17 protein-coding genes are annotated in these 15,475 nt (G+C 63.4%); 4 read left to right on the top strand and 13 right to left on the bottom strand.

Going from position 1 to position 15,475, the window contains the following annotated elements; genetic code table 11:
• Positions 1–37 precede the first annotated feature (37 nt).
• The 5 genes from CK222_RS26390 to CK222_RS26365 form a co-directional block, all read right to left on the bottom strand.
• Positions 38–484, bottom strand: a complete 447-nt coding sequence (locus CK222_RS26390) for a CHRD domain-containing protein (protein ID WP_095802395.1) — start codon at positions 482–484, stop codon at positions 38–40.
• Between the two features lie 174 nt (positions 485–658).
• On the bottom strand, positions 659–1,630 hold the full coding sequence (locus CK222_RS26385) for an ABC transporter substrate-binding protein (RefSeq protein WP_066990642.1): 972 nt from the start codon (positions 1,628–1,630) through the stop codon (positions 659–661).
• 39 nt (positions 1,631–1,669) lie between these two features.
• Complete coding sequence (locus CK222_RS26380; RefSeq protein WP_067328973.1) at positions 1,670–2,824, bottom strand: ABC transporter permease; 1,155 nt, start codon at positions 2,822–2,824, stop codon at positions 1,670–1,672.
• Positions 2,821–3,699 (bottom strand): ABC transporter permease, encoded by an 879-nt coding sequence (locus tag CK222_RS26375; RefSeq protein ID WP_095802394.1) that lies wholly within the window; start codon positions 3,697–3,699, stop codon positions 2,821–2,823. Before CK222_RS26375 ends, CK222_RS26380 begins: the two co-directional genes overlap by 4 nt.
• A 361-nt stretch (positions 3,700–4,060) precedes the next feature.
• A complete protein-coding gene (locus tag CK222_RS26365) occupies positions 4,061–4,852 on the bottom strand; it encodes an ABC transporter ATP-binding protein (RefSeq protein ID WP_066990627.1) in 792 nt (263 codons plus the stop codon).
• Positions 4,853–4,962: 110 nt separating this feature from the next.
• On the opposite strand from CK222_RS26365, the gene CK222_RS26360 reads away from it, so the two are divergent.
• The gene (locus CK222_RS26360; RefSeq protein ID WP_170950346.1) at positions 4,963–5,373 is read left to right on the top strand and encodes a cupin domain-containing protein; all 411 of its coding nucleotides are present in this window, start codon (positions 4,963–4,965) and stop codon (positions 5,371–5,373) included.
• A gap of 17 nt (positions 5,374–5,390) precedes the next feature.
• Here CK222_RS26360 and CK222_RS26355 read toward each other — a convergent pair whose 3' ends face one another.
• The 4 genes from CK222_RS26355 to CK222_RS26340 form a co-directional block, all read right to left on the bottom strand.
• Positions 5,391–5,768: a hypothetical protein gene (locus CK222_RS26355; protein WP_176477743.1), complete on the bottom strand. Its 378-nt coding sequence runs from the start codon at positions 5,766–5,768 to the stop codon at positions 5,391–5,393.
• A gap of 2 nt (positions 5,769–5,770) precedes the next feature.
• Entirely contained in the window at positions 5,771–7,222 is a 1,452-nt protein-coding gene (gene hydA, locus CK222_RS26350; RefSeq protein WP_095802392.1) for a dihydropyrimidinase, read from the bottom strand.
• A gap of 64 nt (positions 7,223–7,286) precedes the next feature.
• On the bottom strand, positions 7,287–8,537 hold the full coding sequence (locus tag CK222_RS26345) for a Zn-dependent hydrolase (RefSeq protein WP_095802391.1): 1,251 nt from the start codon (positions 8,535–8,537) through the stop codon (positions 7,287–7,289).
• A gap of 69 nt (positions 8,538–8,606) precedes the next feature.
• A complete protein-coding gene (locus CK222_RS26340) occupies positions 8,607–9,935 on the bottom strand; it encodes an aspartate aminotransferase family protein (RefSeq protein ID WP_067328959.1) in 1,329 nt (442 codons plus the stop codon).
• Between the two features lie 254 nt (positions 9,936–10,189).
• On the opposite strand from CK222_RS26340, the gene CK222_RS26335 reads away from it, so the two are divergent.
• Positions 10,190–10,819, top strand: coding sequence for a TetR family transcriptional regulator C-terminal domain-containing protein (locus CK222_RS26335; RefSeq protein WP_095783863.1), 630 nt, complete (start codon positions 10,190–10,192; stop codon positions 10,817–10,819).
• Between the two features lie 12 nt (positions 10,820–10,831).
• Here the strand turns inward: CK222_RS26335 and CK222_RS26330 are convergent, their stop codons facing one another.
• The gene (locus CK222_RS26330) at positions 10,832–11,704 is read right to left on the bottom strand and encodes a helix-turn-helix transcriptional regulator (protein ID WP_095802390.1); all 873 of its coding nucleotides are present in this window, start codon (positions 11,702–11,704) and stop codon (positions 10,832–10,834) included.
• A 102-nt stretch (positions 11,705–11,806) separates the two neighbouring features.
• On the opposite strand from CK222_RS26330, the gene CK222_RS26325 reads away from it, so the two are divergent.
• Entirely contained in the window at positions 11,807–12,652 is an 846-nt protein-coding gene (locus tag CK222_RS26325) for an SDR family NAD(P)-dependent oxidoreductase (RefSeq protein ID WP_095802389.1), read from the top strand.
• Positions 12,649–13,365, top strand: coding sequence for an SDR family oxidoreductase (locus CK222_RS26320; protein ID WP_095802388.1), 717 nt, complete (start codon positions 12,649–12,651; stop codon positions 13,363–13,365). The genes CK222_RS26325 and CK222_RS26320 overlap by 4 nt, the downstream gene beginning before the upstream one ends.
• A gap of 5 nt (positions 13,366–13,370) precedes the next feature.
• Here the strand turns inward: CK222_RS26320 and CK222_RS33555 are convergent, their stop codons facing one another.
• The 3 genes from CK222_RS33555 to CK222_RS26305 all read right to left on the bottom strand — a co-directional run bounded on the left by CK222_RS33555 (position 13,371) and on the right by CK222_RS26305 (position 15,386).
• Positions 13,371–14,144 (bottom strand): DUF3592 domain-containing protein, encoded by a 774-nt coding sequence (locus CK222_RS33555; RefSeq protein ID WP_348628816.1) that lies wholly within the window; start codon positions 14,142–14,144, stop codon positions 13,371–13,373.
• A gap of 253 nt (positions 14,145–14,397) precedes the next feature.
• Complete coding sequence (locus CK222_RS26310; RefSeq protein WP_067328952.1) at positions 14,398–14,856, bottom strand: carboxymuconolactone decarboxylase family protein; 459 nt, start codon at positions 14,854–14,856, stop codon at positions 14,398–14,400.
• An 11-nt stretch (positions 14,857–14,867) separates the two neighbouring features.
• Complete coding sequence (locus CK222_RS26305) at positions 14,868–15,386, bottom strand: Rrf2 family transcriptional regulator (protein WP_095802434.1); 519 nt, start codon at positions 15,384–15,386, stop codon at positions 14,868–14,870.
• Between the last annotated feature and the right edge of the window lie 89 nt (positions 15,387–15,475).

Below are 15,475 nucleotides of genomic sequence, written 5' to 3'. Positions count from 1 at the left end.
GCGGTCGCCCCCCTCGCTGCTGCCTGAGGAAACTCCGCTACATCGATCCGCCGGCTTTCTCGATCTGGCCGCGGATCTCGCCGTCCGGATTCGCCCTGGTGTGGACGTTGACGTAGTACTTGCCGGCCTCGAGGTCGGCCGCCTGCGCGTCGGTCAGCGTCGCCGATCCCTTGATCGGGCTCTTGAGCTTCTTGAATGGGATCACCGGAGGTGCGTTTTCACCCGACGCGGCCGGCCCGTGAATGTGAGCAGCCGTCGCAGGTCCGCTGAGGCCGGAATATTTGACGTTCCAGCTGAGCTTCTTCTTGGCGGTGTCGAAGGTGAATGTGGCGGTTCCCTTGCCTTTGGTGGTGACGGGCGGGCTCTGCTGGCTACCGTCGAGCGTCGCATTGTACTTCACAGTTTCGGCCAAGGCCGGAGATGCGAGCAGCAAAGCAGTCGAGACAGCAAAGGCCGAAAGCATCGGCCATGATTGGATGCGCATTGGAGAACCTCCTTGGCTGGCGCGCATCCGCCCCGCCGCGGCTCCCCCGGCGCGCGGATGCCCCACTGCAACGGTTGGCAGGCCGCTTGTATCCCTGCACACGGATATTTTACCACAGCCAAGCAAAAGGGGCGGTCACCCGCCCCCGTTAAGTCTCGACTGGCGAGGTCGACCTTACTTGATCGCCTTGTCGGTGATCGCGGTCGTGTAGGCGCCCGACGGCTCCTTGGCGATGATCTTCTGGTCGAGCAGCGCCTTGGCGGTGCGCTCATAGGTGGCCGGATCGAGCTTGCCGTCGGCATTGTCGATCAGCTTGGCGACTTCGCCCATCATGCGCTTCTGATGGTTCTCGTCCTGGCCGCCATTATCCATGACGATCTCGGCCGCCTCATCCGAATTGTCGACGGCGTATTTCCAGCCCTTCATGGAGGCGCGCACGAAGCGCACCATCTTGTCCTCGAAGGCCGGATCCTTCAGCTTGTTCTCCAGCGCGTAGAGGCCGTCCTCGAGCAGGTCGTTGCCCATGGCCGAATAGTTGAAGACGGTGAGCTGCTCCGGCTTGTAGCCGGCGTCGATCAGCTGCCAGTACTCGTTATAGGTCATGACCGAGATGCAGTCCGCCTGCTTCTGGATCAGCGGCTGAACGTCAAAACTCTGCTTCAGCACGGTGACGCCGTCCTTGCCGCCGTCGGTCTTGAGGCCAAGCTTGTTCATCCAGGCATAGAACGGGTACTCGTTGCCGAAGAACCAGACGCCGAGGGTGTGGCCCTTGAAGTCGGCTTCGGTCTTGATCGGGCCGTCCTTCGGGCAGACCAGTTCCATGCCGGCTTTCTTGAACGGCTGGGCGATGTTGACCAGCGGCACGCCTTTTTCACGGGCGGCCAGCGCGCCGCCCATCCAGTCGACGATCACATCGGCGCCGCCGCCGGCGATCACCTGCTCGGGCGCGATATCCGGCCCGCCCGGCTTGATGTCGACGTCGAGCCCTTCGGCCTCGTAAAAGCCCTTGGCCTTGGCGACGTAGTAGCCAGCGAACTGGGCCTGCGTGACCCATTTCAGCTGCAGCGTCACCTTGTCGGCCGCCATCGCTTGGAAAGCGGCCAGCGACATCGCCCCGGCCAGAGCAGAAATTACCAGTCTTTTCATGTTTTTACCCTCTGAAGTTAGCACCCAAACCCACCGCCCCTATCCACCACGGACAGAGGGATGCCAAAACGTGACGGCTCTCTCGACAAGAGCGACCACGCCATAAAAGACCGAACCCGCCAGTGCTGCAACTGCGATTTCGGCCCAGACCATGTCGATGTTCATCCGCCCGACTTCCGTCGAAATGCGGAATCCCATGCCTACCACGGGCGTGCCGAAGAACTCCGCGACGATGGCGCCGATCAGCGCCAGCGTCGAGTTGATCTTCAGCGCATTGAAGATGAACGGCATTGCCGCCGGCAGCCGCAGCTTCAGCAAGGTTGGCCAGTAGCCCGACGCATAAGTGCGCATCAAATCGCGCTCCATGTGGCCGGAGGCGGCAAGCCCCGCGACGGTGTTCACCAGCATCGGGAAGAAGGTCATGATGATCACGACCGCCGCCTTGGACGGCCAGTCGAAGCCGAACCACATCACCATGATCGGCGCGACGCCGATGATCGGCAGCGCCGACACCATGTTCCCGATCGGCAGCAGCCCGCGCCTGAGGAACGGCACACGGTCGGCAAGGATGGCGACGACGAAGCCGGCGAGATTGCCGACGATGTAGCCGATCAGCACCGCCTTGAAGATCGTCTGCCGCACGTCCGATCCCAGGATCGGCAGCGAGTTGGCGATGCGCGCGCCGATGGCGCTCGGCGGTGGCAAAAGGATGAAGGGAATGCCGGCGCCGCGCGTCACCGCTTCCCAGATGATCAGGATCCAGGCGCCGAAGATCGCCGGAATGATCAGGCGAAGCGCCGTTTTGGCCCCGCTGGCTGCAGTCCGTAGCGAGGACAACAGCGCGACGCAGCGCCAGGCAAGCAGCCAGGCGGCAGCGAGAACCAGAAAGTACGGCGCCAGCGCCGTGCCCTCGAAGCCTCCGATGCCCCTGACCAGAAGCCACGCTGCGACATGAGCGCCGACGAACAGGACAACCGCTTCGACAAGTGGCGCGAGTCTCACCGTTGAAACCAGCGCCGCGATCAGCAGCAATCCGAGGATGAGGCCTTTGGTGCCCATATATGGGTAGGCAACCGTCGCGGCAGGCTCGGCGAGCGCCGCCGCTTCCGGTGTCGACATCGCTCCGAGCGCGAAGGCGACGACGCAAAGAAGGATCGCCAGCACCGCTTGCCACGATGGTTTCAGCCAGGTCATGCCGGCCTCCCACCCATGGCGCGGTCGACCAGGCGGCCGGCGATGCCGACCACCATGACCAGCAGCGCCGCGACGATCGACCCCGCGACCAGCGCCGACCAGATGTCGATCGTCTGGCTGTAATAGGCGCCGGAAAGCAGCTTGGCGCCGATTCCGGCGACAGCACCCGTCGGCAATTCGCCGACGATGGCGCCGACTAGGCTCGCGGCCACCGCCACCTTCATCGACGTGAACAGGAACGGCACCGATGCGGGGACGCGCAGCTTCCAGAAGGTCTGCGAGGCGCTGGCATTATAGGTGTGCATCAGGTCGAGATGCATGAGCTCGGGGGAGCGCAATCCCTTCACCATGCCGACCGCAACCGGGAAGAACGACAGATAGGTCGAGATCAGCGCCTTGGGGATCAGCCCGGTGATGCCGATGGCCGCCAGCACCACGATGATCATCGGCGCCACCGCCAGGATCGGAATGGTCTGCGAGGCGATGATCCACGGCATAAGGCTGCGGTCGAGCGTCGTCACATGCACGATGCCGACGGCGATTACGATGCCGAGCGCCGTGCCGAAAGCAAAGCCGAGCAGCGTCGAGGACAGCGTCACCCAGGCATTGTAGACAAGGCTGCGGTTCGAGGTGATGCCGCGCAGGAAGGTGTTCTCGAAGAAGTTCACCGCCACCTGGTGCGGCGCCGGCAGCGTCGGCTTCGGCTGCGATAATGTCTTGCCGATGAATTCGACCGTGCCGGGGGTTTCGTTGGCTCTGGCGTCGAGATCGCGCTGGAACGGCGCATTGAGGATGACGGCGAAGACATACCAGAGCACCACCACGCCGGCGAGGATTGACGTGACCGGGATGATCTTGGAACGGAAGGAGTCCATTTAGCGGGCCTTCCCCCGGCGCAACGGCAGCACGCGGCGCTGCGCGTTTTTCGTCATCATAGGGCGGAGCAAGGAGCGAAGCGGCCCGCCGCGGACCCTAGGATCCATGCCGTTACCTCGACGCTCCGCTGTGGCGCAGAATACGGCTCCCTGCGCCGCGCTCAGCTCGTCGGGTATTCTGAGCCGCTTACGGCCTTCGGTCGACGTCCCGGCATGGATCCTAGGGTCTGCGCTCCGCTTCGCGTCGCTCCACCCTAGGATAACGAAATCACGGCGGTCGGCTCCCGCCACGCGCGCGGCTTCGCGCTTGCTCCGCCCCAGGATGTCGAAGCAGCGGGTGTCCGTCCGCTGGCAAGCACCCTCAATCATCATAGCTGTGCCCCGCCCTCAACCCGTCGCGCACGCGCGCGGCGATCGCCAGGAATTCCGGCGTCTCGCGGATGTCGAGCGGCCGCTTCCTGGGCAAGGTGGATTCGATCACGTCGGTGACGCGGCCCGGCCGCGGCGACATCACCACGATGCGGGTCGACAGATAGACCGCCTCGGGGATCGAGTGAGTGACAAAGCAGATCGTCTTGTTGGTCGAATCCCAGAGTTCGAGAAGCTGTTCGTTCAGATGATCGCGCACGATCTCGTCGAGCGCGCCGAACGGCTCGTCCATCAAAAGCAAATCGGCGTCGAAGGCGAGCGCGCGCGCGATCGAGGCGCGCTGCTGCATGCCGCCGGACAGCTGCCAGGGATACTTCTTCTCGAAGCCGGAGAGGTTGACGAGTTCGAGGGTTCGCTTGATGCGTTCCGCCTGCTCGGCCTGGCTGAGGCCAATGATTTCCAGCGGCAGCGCCACATTCCGCTCGATTGTGCGCCAAGGAAACAGCGCCGCCGCCTGGAAGACATAGCCGTAAGCCCGCTTCTCGCGCGCCTGCTCCGGCGAAATCCCATTGACGGAGATCGTTCCCGAGGTCGGCTTCTCCAGATCGGCGATGACGCGCAGCAAGGTTGTCTTGCCGCAGCCGGAGGGGCCGATGAAGGAGACGAACTCACCCTTGCCGATGGTGAGATCGACATTGGACAGCGCCTGCACCGGACCGTCATTGGTCTGGAAGGTGAGGCCGAGCTTGCTTGCCGAAACGACGGCTGGCGACTGTCCGCTCATCGGCAGAAACCTGTCTTTCGCAGCCGCTGCCGCGCCGGCCGGAATCCGGTTGATTTTACGATTGCCTTGCTTTCCACTCGTCCAGTCCCACTTGATCGACGCCCGGAGCCTTGCCGATGTCGCCTAAACCCACATGCCACCTTATTCGCCCTGAAAGCACTTATGAAGGCAAGCAAGGCTTGAGCTATTTCGCCGGTATAGCCGCCGAAACCGTCGGCTCCTCCGGCATTTGTATGCATCTTCTCACCATGCCGCCCGGCGCCCGCGCCAAGGCGCATATGCATGAGAACCACGAGACCGCGATCTATGTGCTCTCCGGCGAGGTCCACACCTGGTATGGCGACCGGCTCGAGCATCACGAAGTCGTCAAGGCCGGCGACCTGTTCTACATTCCGGCGGGCGTGCCGCATCTGCCCGCCAATCTGAGCGGAGCGCCCTCTTCGGCGGTCATCGCCCGCACCGATCCCAACGAGCAGGAAAGCGTGGTCCTGATGCCGGAACTGGATGCGTTGGTTGCCTGAGGTCGACGGGACCGCCGTCATTTGCACCGGGAGACTTCTCCCATCGCGTTGCCGTCCTTGTCGGCGATCACCAGTCTCTTGGCGTTCTTGGCGCTGCGCTTGATGATGAACTGGGCCGGCGTCTGCCCCTCCTCGCCTTCCGCCTCGCACTGCGCCGTCACCACAAGGGAGCCATTCGCCTGGGGTCTCTTGTCGGTAAAGGTGCAGGCGCTGGCGACCGTGACGAACGCCTCGCTGGTCAACAGCAGCATGTCCTCGGCATAGACCTCCTGGCCGTTCTTGTTGATGCAGCCGGATTTGTTGCCCCAGGGCTTGGAGAGATCGATGCCGGCGGCGAAAGCTTGGCCGGCGGCCAGCAGCACGGCTGCCACGACGAGAAGGTGAGTTGCGCGCACGCTCAAACTCCGGTCGCCGGAATGCCCGTGCGCTCCACCTTGCGCGGTGCGCTGATCTCCTTCCAGGTCGAAAGCGCGCGGTTGACAGCGGCGTTCGGTTCGCGCGCCACGAACTCCCCGTGCCCGACCTTGGCCTTGACGTCCGCTTCTTCGATCGACAGTTCGCCGCGCGAAAAGACGAAGCGCGGCAGCCCTGTCACCTCGAAACCCTCAAAGACGTTGTAGTCGATCACCGACTGCTGGTTCTTGGCCGTGATCGTCTTCTTGCGCTTCGGGTCCCAGACCACGATGTCGGCATCCGCGCCTTCGACGATCGCGCCCTTCTTCGGATACATGTTGAGGATCTTGGCGATGTTGGTCGAGGTCACCGCGACGAACTCGTTCATCGTCAGCCGGCCGGTGTTGACGCCGCTGGTCCAAAGCACGGGCAAACGATCCTCGAGGCCGCCGGTGCCGTTCGGGATCTTGGTGAAGTCGCCGACGCCGTTGCGCTTCTGCTTGGTGGTGAAGGAGCAGTGGTCAGTCGCCACCACCTGCAGCGATCCGGCCTGCAGGCCTGCCCATAGCGAATCCTGGTGCCACTTGCTGCGGAAAGGCGGGCTCATCACGCGCCGCGCCGCATGGTCCCAGTCCTTGTTGAAATATTCGCTCTCGTCGAGCGTCAGGTGCTGGATCAGCGGCTCGCCATAGACGCGCATGCCCTTCTGGCGTGCCCGGCGGATGGCTTCATGGCTCTGCTCGCAGGAGACGTGCACGACATAGAGCGGCACGCCCGCCATGTCGGCGATCATGATGGCGCGGTTTGTCGCCTCGCCTTCCACTTCGGGCGGACGCGAATAGGCATGCCCCTCGGGGCCGTTATTGCCGGCGGCAAGCAGCTTCTGCGAGAGTGCCGCGATCACGTCGCCATTTTCGGCATGGACCAGCGGCAGCGCGCCGAGATCGGCGCAGCGCTGGAACGAGGAATACATCTCGTCGTCGTCGACCATCAGCGCGCCCTTGTAGGCCATGAAGTGCTTGAACGAGGTGATGCCCCTGTCGACGACGGTGGCCATCTCGTCGAAGACCTGCTTGCCCCACCAGGTGATCGCCATGTGGAAGGAATAGTCGCAGGCAGCTTTCGAGGTCTTGTTGTCCCACATCTGCAGCGCCTCCAGCAGCGACTGCTGCGGCGCCGGCAGGCAGAAATCGACGACCATGGTCGTGCCGCCCGAAAGCGCCGCGCGCGTGCCGGATTCGAAATCGTCGGCCGAATAGGTGCCCATGAAGGGCATTTCGAGATGGGTGTGCGGATCGATGCCGCCCGGCATGACATAGCAGCCAGTGGCGTCGAACTCGTGATCGCCATGCAGGTTCGAGCCGATGGCGATGATCTTGCCGTGCTGCATCAGCACGTCGGCTTTCCACGTGCGGTCGGCGGTGACGATGGTGCCGTTCTTGATGACTTTGGTCATATCCGTTCCCCTGATCTTTTCACGCTTCTTTGCGAGCGGCTTTTTCGAGGTGATTTCTATTCGGTCATTCGACGATTCCTGCCGTCTCGACCACCGCGTGGAACAGCACGTCGGCGCCCGCCGCCGCCCATTCCTTGGAGATGTCCTCGGCCTCGTTGTGGCTGAGCCCGCCGACACAGGGACACATGACCATGGTCGCCGGCGCGACCTTGGCCGCCCAGCAGGCGTCGTGGCCGGCGCCGGAGATGATGTTCATGTGGCTGTAGCCCAGCTTCTCGGCGGCGGTGCGGACACGGCCGACCAGCGTCGGATCGAAGGTCACCGGATCGAAATGGCCGACCGCCTCGACGGCGCATTTCACGCCGAGCGGCTCGCAGATCTTCGGCGCCTCCTTCTCGATGCGCGCGCGCATGCCGTCGAGCTTCGCCTTATCGGGCGAGCGGATATCGACAGTGAAGATCACCGTGCCCGGCAGCACGTTGCGGGAGTTGGGCGAGAACTTCACCTGGCCTACACCGCCGACAGCGCCAGGCTGGTTCTCCATCGCGACCGTCTGCACCATCTCCAGGATGCGGGCCATGGCCAACCCCGCATTGACGCGCATGTTCATCGGGGTCGAGCCGGTATGCGCCTCCCTGCCGGTCAGCGTGAATTCCAGCCACCACAGGCCCTGGCAGTGGGTCACCACGCCGATCTGCTTGTTCTCGGCCTCGAGGATGGGCCCCTGCTCGATATGGTACTCGAAATAGGCGTGCATCTTACGCGCGCCGACCGTCTCGTCGCCGACCCAACCGATCCGCTTCAGCTCGTCGCCGAAGCTCAGGCCGTCGAGATCCTTGCGGGCATAGGCATAGTCCTGCGTGTGAACGCCTGCGAACACGCCGGAGGCGAGCATGGCCGGCGCGAAACGGGCTCCCTCCTCGTTCGTCCAGTTGGTGACGACGATCGGATGTTTGGTTTTGATGCCGAGATCGTTGAGCGAGCGCACGACCTCGAGGCCAGAGAGCACGCCGAGCACGCCGTCATATTTGCCGCCGGTGGGCTGTGTATCGAGATGGGAACCGACATAGATCGGCAGCGCGTCCGGATCGGTGCCGGACCGCGTCATGAACATGGTGCCCATCTGGTCCACGCCCATCGTGAGCCCGGCCTCGTCGCACCAAGACTTGAACAGTTCGCGGCCTTGCTTGTCGGAATCGGTCAGCGTCTGGCGATTGTTGCCCCCGGCGATGCCGGGGCCGATCTTCGCCATCTCCATGATGGAATCCCACAAACGGTCTGAATTGATTCGCAGATTCTCGCCGGGGGCGGCCATTCAAAGTCCTCTCATTTCAGGTCTCCGGTCGGGCGGCGGTTCCCGTCGCCGCCCGAGCGGTTTGAGCAGTTAGTCTATCGAGCGCAGAACATCGCGAACATGGTCGATCAGTTCGTTGATCTGGCCCTTGGTGATGATCAGCGGCGGCGACAGCGCGATGATGTCGCCGGTTGTGCGGATCAGCGCGCCGCGTTCGAACGCTTTGACGAAGGCCGAGAAGGCCCGCTTGGTCGGGCTACCGGCGATCGGCGCCAGCTCGATCGCGCCGATCAGGCCGATATTGCGGATGTCAATGACATGCGGCTCGCCCTTCAGCGAATGCAGCGCGTCCTCCCAGTAAGGCGCCAGCTCCTCGCCGCGGGTTAGCAGCCCTTCTTCCTTATAGGTGTCCAAAGTGCCGAGAGCCGCGGCGCAGGCGATCGGATTGCCCGAATAGGTGTAGCCGTGGAAGAACTCGATCATGTGCTCCGGGCCGTTCATGAAGGCGTCGTGGATTTCCTTCTTCACGAAAACCGCGCCCATCGGGATGACGCCGTTGGACACGCCCTTGGCCGTCGTCATGATATCCGGCGTGACGCCGAAATAATCGGCCGCGAACGGCGCGCCAAGACGGCCGAAGCCGGTGATCACTTCATCAAAGATCAACAATATGCCGTGCTTGGTGCAGATTTCTCGAAGCTTCTGCAGGTAGCCTTTCGGCGGCAGGATGACGCCGGTCGAGCCTGCGACCGGCTCGACGATGACCGCCGCGATGGTCGAGGCGTCATGCAGGGTGACGAGACGCTCCAGCTCGTTCGCCAATTCGGCGCCGTGCTCAGGCACGCCCTTCGAGAAGGCATTCTTCTCCGGCAGATGGGTGTGCGGCAGATGGTCGACGCCGCCGAGCAGCGTGCCGAACATCTTGCGGTTGGCGACGATGCCGCCGACCGAAATGCCGCCGAAATTGACGCCGTGATAGCCGCGCTCGCGGCCGATCAGCCGGGTGCGCGAGCCCTCGCCTCGGACACGGTGATAGGCGATCGCCATCTTCAACGCGGTCTCGACCGACTCCGAACCGGAATTGGTGAAGAACACATGGTCCATGCCCTTCGGCGCGATATCGACCAGGCGGTTCGCCAGTTCGAAGACGATCGGGTGGCCCATCTGGAAGGCCGGCGCATAGTCGAGTTCGGCGGCCTGCTGCTGAATGGCCTCGGTGATCTTCGGCCGGCAGTGGCCGGCGTTGACGCACCAGAGGCCTGCAGTGCCGTCGAGCACCTTGCGGCCATCGCTCGTCGTGTAGTGCATGTCCTTGGCGGACACGAACATGCGCGGCGCCTGCTTGAACTGCCGGTTTGCCGTGAACGGCATCCAGAATGCGCTGAGATCGTTCGGCGTGACTTTCAGCCGGTTGGACATGACCAAGATTTCCCCTTGTAACCTGTTTCTGTGCGCTAACGCTTGGTCTTCCCAAGGCTTGGTCTTCGTTGCGTTTTCGTGCTACGCAAAATTTTGACCGGTTGGACAAACGTTAGCACCGCCCTGTCGGCGGTCAAGGGACTACTAACGGAAATGCGGTATCGAAAGCGCGCTCCACGGCTCGGAGAAAAACTGGTCCAGAGAATTGGTCCAGAGTGCCCACACGGCAGCAGCCGGCAAGGATGACGGACAGGATGGAAGGCTCAGCTCCACGCCGCACCCGCATCCAGCAGGAAAAGCGCGAGCTCATCCTGGAAGCCGCGCTGGAAGTCTTCTCCGCCAACGGTTTTCGCGGCTCGACCATCGACCAGATTGCCGAAGCCGCCGGCATGTCGAAGCCGAACCTTCTCTATTACTTCCGCCGCAAGGAGGACATTCACGAGACATTGATGCAGCGGCTGCTGGACACCTGGCTGGCGCCGCTCCGCGAGCTTGACGATATCGGCGATCCGATGACCGAGCTCAGAAGCTACATCCGCCGCAAGCTCGAAATGGCGCGCGATTTTCCGCGCGAAAGCCGGCTCTTCGCCAACGAGATCCTGCAGGGCGCGCCGCGCATCATGCCGATGCTGGAGGGCGAGCTGAAAACGCTGGTCGAGGAAAAGGCCGCCGTCATCAAGGGCTGGATGCGCGCCGGCAAGATCGCCCGCACCGATCCCTGGCATCTGATCTTCTCGATCTGGGCGACGACGCAGCATTACGCCGATTTCGACGTCCAGGTGCGCGCCGTGCTCGGTCCCGACCGCGGCGGCGACGGCCGCTTCGAGGATGCCGCCCGGTTCCTGGAGCAATTGTTCCTCGATGGGTTGAAGCCGAAAGTCTAGGTCGGGCGAAGATCAGGCGCTGCACCGCTCGGCGGGTTTCTCTTCCAGCAGGTTCTTGAGCTTGGCGATCGTATTCTGCTCGGGCAACGGCGTGTAGACGATCAGCCGCATGTCTGAGCCGTCGTCGATCGACAGGCTCATATGCTCGAAAGCCATCGGGCCGGCTGTGGGATGGCGGACATGTTTCACGCCCGTCAGCCTTCTCGCCACGTCCCGCCGCGGCCACCAATCACGGAACTCCGGGCTTGAGCGCATCATCAGCGCGATCAGCCGCTCGAAATCCGGATCGCCGACATATTTGGCGCTCTCCGCGCGAAACGAAGCGAGCACCATGCGGGCAAGCGCGTCCCAGTCGACCAGCAGCCGGCGGTGCTGCGGGCTTGTGAACACCAGATGGACGATGTTGCGGGCATCGCCCTCCAGCAGGCCATAGTCGCCGAACAAGGCGACCGCCGCCGGATTCCAGGCGAGCACATCCCAACGCCGGCCAACCACATAAGCCGGCTGCAGGACGAGGCTCCCCAGCATGTGCAGCAGTGTGGCGTCGACCTTTTCAGACGTCGCCGTGCGCTGCTCCGGCTGCTGGCGGCCGGCAAGGATGAACAGATGCCGCTTCTCGACGGCGTCCAGGCGCAGCGCCTCGCAGAGCGCGGTCAGCACCTCGACCGAGGGCCGCACGTCCCGCCCCTGCTCCAGCCAGGTGTACCAGGTGGTACCGACGCCGGCGATCATCGCCACTTCCTCGCGCCTCAGCCCGGGCGTACGCCGCCTGGCGCCGCTCGCAATCCCAATGTCGGCAGGCGAGAGCCGCTCCCGGCGCGAGCGCAGGAAAGCGCCGAGCTCGCGGCGGCGGCTGTCGTCAGGGGAATGGGGCACGGCATCCATGCAGCTATTATAGCAGTATCGATACCAGGATAAAATTTGAACTGTTTGGCCTGCGCGCCGCGCCCCATCTTGCGTTCAGAGCAGCATAAGGAGGCTCTGAACATGGAACTTAAGAATAAGACCGTTCTCGTCACCGGCTCGACCGACGGGGTTGGCCGCGTGGTCGCTGAAAGGCTCGGCGCTGCCGGCGCCCGCGTGCTGGTACATGGCCGCGACCAAACTCGCGCCAAGGCGACAGTCGCTGCCATCGAAGCCGAGGGCGGCAACGCCGAATTTCTGCTTGCGGATCTTTCGTCGCTCGCCGAAGTGCGCCGCCTTGCCGGCGCCGTGCGGGCAGGAACCGACCGGCTCGACATATTGATCAGCAATGCCGGCGTCGGCACGGGCGGCGCAGGCGCAAAAAGGCAAGTGAGCGCCGACGGCTACGAAATGCGCTTCGCCGTAAACTATCTCGCAGGCTTCCTGCTGTCGTCGGAGCTTTTGCCCTTGCTGAAGGCAAGCGCGCCGGCGCGCATCGTCAATGTCGCCTCCGCCGGCCAGCAGGCGATCGATTTCGACGATATCAATCTGGCCCGCGGCTATAGCGGCGTGCGCGCCTATTGCCAGAGCAAGCTGGCGCAGATCTTGTTCACCATCGATCTGGCCGAGCAGCTCGAAGGCAGCGGCGTCACCGTCAATGCACTCCATCCGGCAAGCTACATGGATACCACCATGGTCCGGCAGGCCGGCATCACACCGTGGAGCTCGGTCGAGACCGGCGCCGACGCGATCCTCAACTTGGCAATATCTCCGGCGCTCGAAGGGCGCAGCGGCCTCTATTTCGATGGCCAGCGGGAAGCGCGCGCCGATGCCCAGGCCTATGACGAAAAAGCCCGCAGCCGGTTGCGGGCGCTCAGCCTCGAACTGACCGGACAATCTTCCGCGACATCCAAGGAACAGCATTCATGAGCATCGAACATTGCGTCATCATCGGCGGCTCGTCTGGCATTGGCCTTGCCACAGCCAAACGGCTGCTCAGCCCTACGATGAAGGTGACGATCACCGGCCGCAGCGAGGACAAGCTGAACAACGCCTGGAAGAGCCTCGGCGGCACCGTCGGCAAGGCCGCTTTCGACGCGACCAAGCCGGACGCGGTCCGGCACTTCTTCGATGGTCTCGGCCCATTCGATCATCTCGTTCTCGCCGCAAGCGGCGGCAAGGGCCTTGGGCCGTTCGCGACCCTCGACCTTGCCGACATCGGCGGCGGCGTCGACGAGAAGATCAAGCCGCAGCTAGGCTGCTTGCAAGCGGCCCTGCCGACCTTGAACAAAGCCGGATCGGTCACTTTCATTTCGGCCGTCTCGGCGCAGATCGCAGCACCCGGCATTGCCGGCATCGGCGCCATCAACGGCATGCTTTTGACCGTAGTCCCGATCCTGGCCGTTGAACTGAAGCCGCTGCGCGTCAACGTCGTGGCCCCCGGCGTCATCGATACGCCCTGGTGGGATTTTCTATCCGGCGAAGAGCGGCAGGCGGTCTTTGCCGAGTACGCCGGAAAGACGCCGGTCGGCCGCATCGGCCGCGCCGAGGACGTCGCCGACGCGATCGCCTTCCTGGTGTCCAACGGTTTCATGACCGGCCAGGTGCTGACCTGCGACGGCGGCCTGCGCTTCGCCGCCTGAATGGATCAATTGGAAAAGAGGCCGGGCAAGAAGGCCAGCACCATCAGCCCGGCGACGACCGCATACCAGACAGCCAGGTGGACGGCCTTCATCAGCGGGCGGCCGACTTCCCGCGCCCGCTTCGGGTGGAGAGGGTCATAAATCACTTCGACCGCTGCGCCGACGTTCCCGGTCGTTCCGTTGACCGGCAGGTGCGAGTAGAAACGCCAGGTCTTGCCCAGTCGGTCGGCGAATTCGATGATCGGCGTGTCCGGCCCGTCGCTCGACTTGTCGATGCCGATCACCTTGCCGGTGGCAAAGGCGCCGCGTCGCCTGAGCATGATGTCGCCATAGGTCTGTATGGCGACGACCGCCAGGAAGAAGACGCCGCACAGAAAGCACCATATCTGAATGTCGCTCGGATGCTGGCCGAAGGCTCCCGCGACTGCACGGAACGGAAACAGCGCCTGGTGGAAGGCATCCGAAACGCGTGCCCAGAATGCAGTCCAGCTCTGCTCCATGAACGCTCCGACGGGCGAACCTGTTTTTTGCCAATACAGGACAATCGCGACAAACCGATTAACGCGGCGCCATCGATTGTGCGGACTCCGAGTGCAGTTGTCAGGCATAGACCCGCGCCAGGAACCCGCGGCCAGGGGGACATTGGCGACGAAGCCGTTGATGCGTGAGGCGCGATCCGGACCCTGATGATCCCAGAAATTGTGAAACATCGGCGTCGCGACGATCAGGAACAGGATCAGGCTTGCCGCCGCCAGCGCGGTGAACAAGACGCCGATCACCAGCCGTCCGGCGCGACCTGCAGGACATGCCCAGCCACAATGCCGGCCCTGCCTACGGCACGCCGCGTGCCGCCATCATCGGGATGAGCAGGTCTTGTGCTGAGCGTTGCGCAGGCCGGCAATGACGAAGGCGCCGCCGAGCAGCAGGCGCGCGGCAAACAGAGTCTCGTTCTGAAGATTCTCAAAACATGTCATTGATCTCGCAAATGAAAGCCGCGCGGAACCGTCTTCGGATCCGCGCGGCTTTGGATGGTCAGGCAGCCTTGGCGGCTGGCATCGGATGGATGGCGTGGAACGACACGCAGAGCCGGTTCCACGTGTTGATCATGCCGATCACCACCGTCAGCTTGACCAGCTCTTCCTCGGAGAACTGCTCCAGCGTCCTGGCGTAGAGATCGTCCGGAACGCCGTTGTCGGAGATGTTCGTCACCTTCTCGGTCCAGGCGAGCGCGGCGCGCTCGCGCTCGGAAAACAGCGGCGACTCCTTCCAGGCGGCGACCAAATAAAGCCGCTGCTCCGTTTCGCCATCTCGCCTTGCCTCGCGGCTGTGCATCTCGACACAATAGGAACAGCCATTGATCTGCGAAGCCCTGAGCTTGACCAGGTGCATCAGGCTTTCTTCCAGCCCGCACTCCTCGACGGCCTTGTTGAGCGCCATCACCGCCTTCATGATTTCAGGCGCCTTGGCGAAGAACTGCAGCCTCTGTTTCATTCTCTTACCTTTCACGCTTTGCTTGGTTGTTGAACTTTCTGCGCCCGCTGATGGCGTTCGACGAAGGCGCAGCTTGCGGCGACGGTGCGGGGATCGGCGTCGTTCATGAAATCGGCGACGATGTCGGAGAGCTTTGCATCGGCAAGCGCGGCGCGATAAGCGCGCTCGGCCCTCAGCATCGCGGCATTGATGCCGCACGGTTTGACATAGGCCGACGCGTCGAGCTTGACCGGGCCGCGCTGGCGGATCTCGCCGCAGCGGAAGGCAGGCTCCCTGCCCTCGACCGCAAGCACGATGTCGAGCAGCGTGATCCGCTCGGCCGGCTGCGCCAGCCTGTAGCCGCCTGCCGGCCCCGGCACGGATTCCAGGATGCGCGCCGTTGTCAGCTGATTGAGATGCTTCAAGAGATAGCTCGGCGACAGGCCGAACGCCTCGGCCATGGCCGCGCCCGACATGGTGCTGTTGCCGTCGACGCCGGCAAGCATGGCGGCGCAGTGGATCGCCGCTTCGACGCCCTCTCCCAGCTTCACGATCTTTGGCTCCAATTCATGGATAGTACCTATCATGGATAATTCTTATCTGCAATATAGGTAACGAAAAACGGCACCCGAAGGCGCCG

The sequence above is a fragment of the Mesorhizobium sp. WSM3866 genome (assembly GCF_002294795.1).
In the GTDB taxonomy this organism is placed as follows: domain Bacteria; phylum Pseudomonadota; class Alphaproteobacteria; order Rhizobiales; family Rhizobiaceae; genus Mesorhizobium.
Note: the sequence above shows the minus strand (reverse complement) of the source record. Positions and strands in the feature narration are given on the sequence as shown.

What these genes read in the sequence shown, in the direction of transcription:
- CK222_RS26390 (WP_095802395.1), bottom strand. Translation starts at nt 484, where the DNA reads ATGCGCATCCAATCATGGCCGATGCTTTCGGCCTTTGCTGTCTCGACT.
- CK222_RS26385 (WP_066990642.1), bottom strand. Translation starts at nt 1,630, where the DNA reads ATGAAAAGACTGGTAATTTCTGCTCTGGCCGGGGCGATGTCGCTGGCC.
- CK222_RS26380 (WP_067328973.1), bottom strand. Translation starts at nt 2,824, where the DNA reads ATGACCTGGCTGAAACCATCGTGGCAAGCGGTGCTGGCGATCCTTCTT.
- CK222_RS26375 (WP_095802394.1), bottom strand. Translation starts at nt 3,699, where the DNA reads ATGGACTCCTTCCGTTCCAAGATCATCCCGGTCACGTCAATCCTCGCC.
- CK222_RS26365 (WP_066990627.1), bottom strand. Translation starts at nt 4,852, where the DNA reads ATGAGCGGACAGTCGCCAGCCGTCGTTTCGGCAAGCAAGCTCGGCCTC.
- hydA (WP_095802392.1), bottom strand. Translation starts at nt 7,222, where the DNA reads ATGACCAAAGTCATCAAGAACGGCACCATCGTCACCGCCGACCGCACG.
- CK222_RS26345 (WP_095802391.1), bottom strand. Translation starts at nt 8,537, where the DNA reads ATGGCCGCCCCCGGCGAGAATCTGCGAATCAATTCAGACCGTTTGTGG.
- CK222_RS26340 (WP_067328959.1), bottom strand. Translation starts at nt 9,935, where the DNA reads ATGTCCAACCGGCTGAAAGTCACGCCGAACGATCTCAGCGCATTCTGG.
- CK222_RS26335 (WP_095783863.1), top strand. Translation starts at nt 10,190, where the DNA reads ATGGAAGGCTCAGCTCCACGCCGCACCCGCATCCAGCAGGAAAAGCGC.
- CK222_RS26330 (WP_095802390.1), bottom strand. Translation starts at nt 11,704, where the DNA reads ATGGATGCCGTGCCCCATTCCCCTGACGACAGCCGCCGCCGCGAGCTC.
- CK222_RS26325 (WP_095802389.1), top strand. Translation starts at nt 11,807, where the DNA reads ATGGAACTTAAGAATAAGACCGTTCTCGTCACCGGCTCGACCGACGGG.
- CK222_RS26320 (WP_095802388.1), top strand. Translation starts at nt 12,649, where the DNA reads ATGAGCATCGAACATTGCGTCATCATCGGCGGCTCGTCTGGCATTGGC.
- CK222_RS26310 (WP_067328952.1), bottom strand. Translation starts at nt 14,856, where the DNA reads ATGAAACAGAGGCTGCAGTTCTTCGCCAAGGCGCCTGAAATCATGAAG.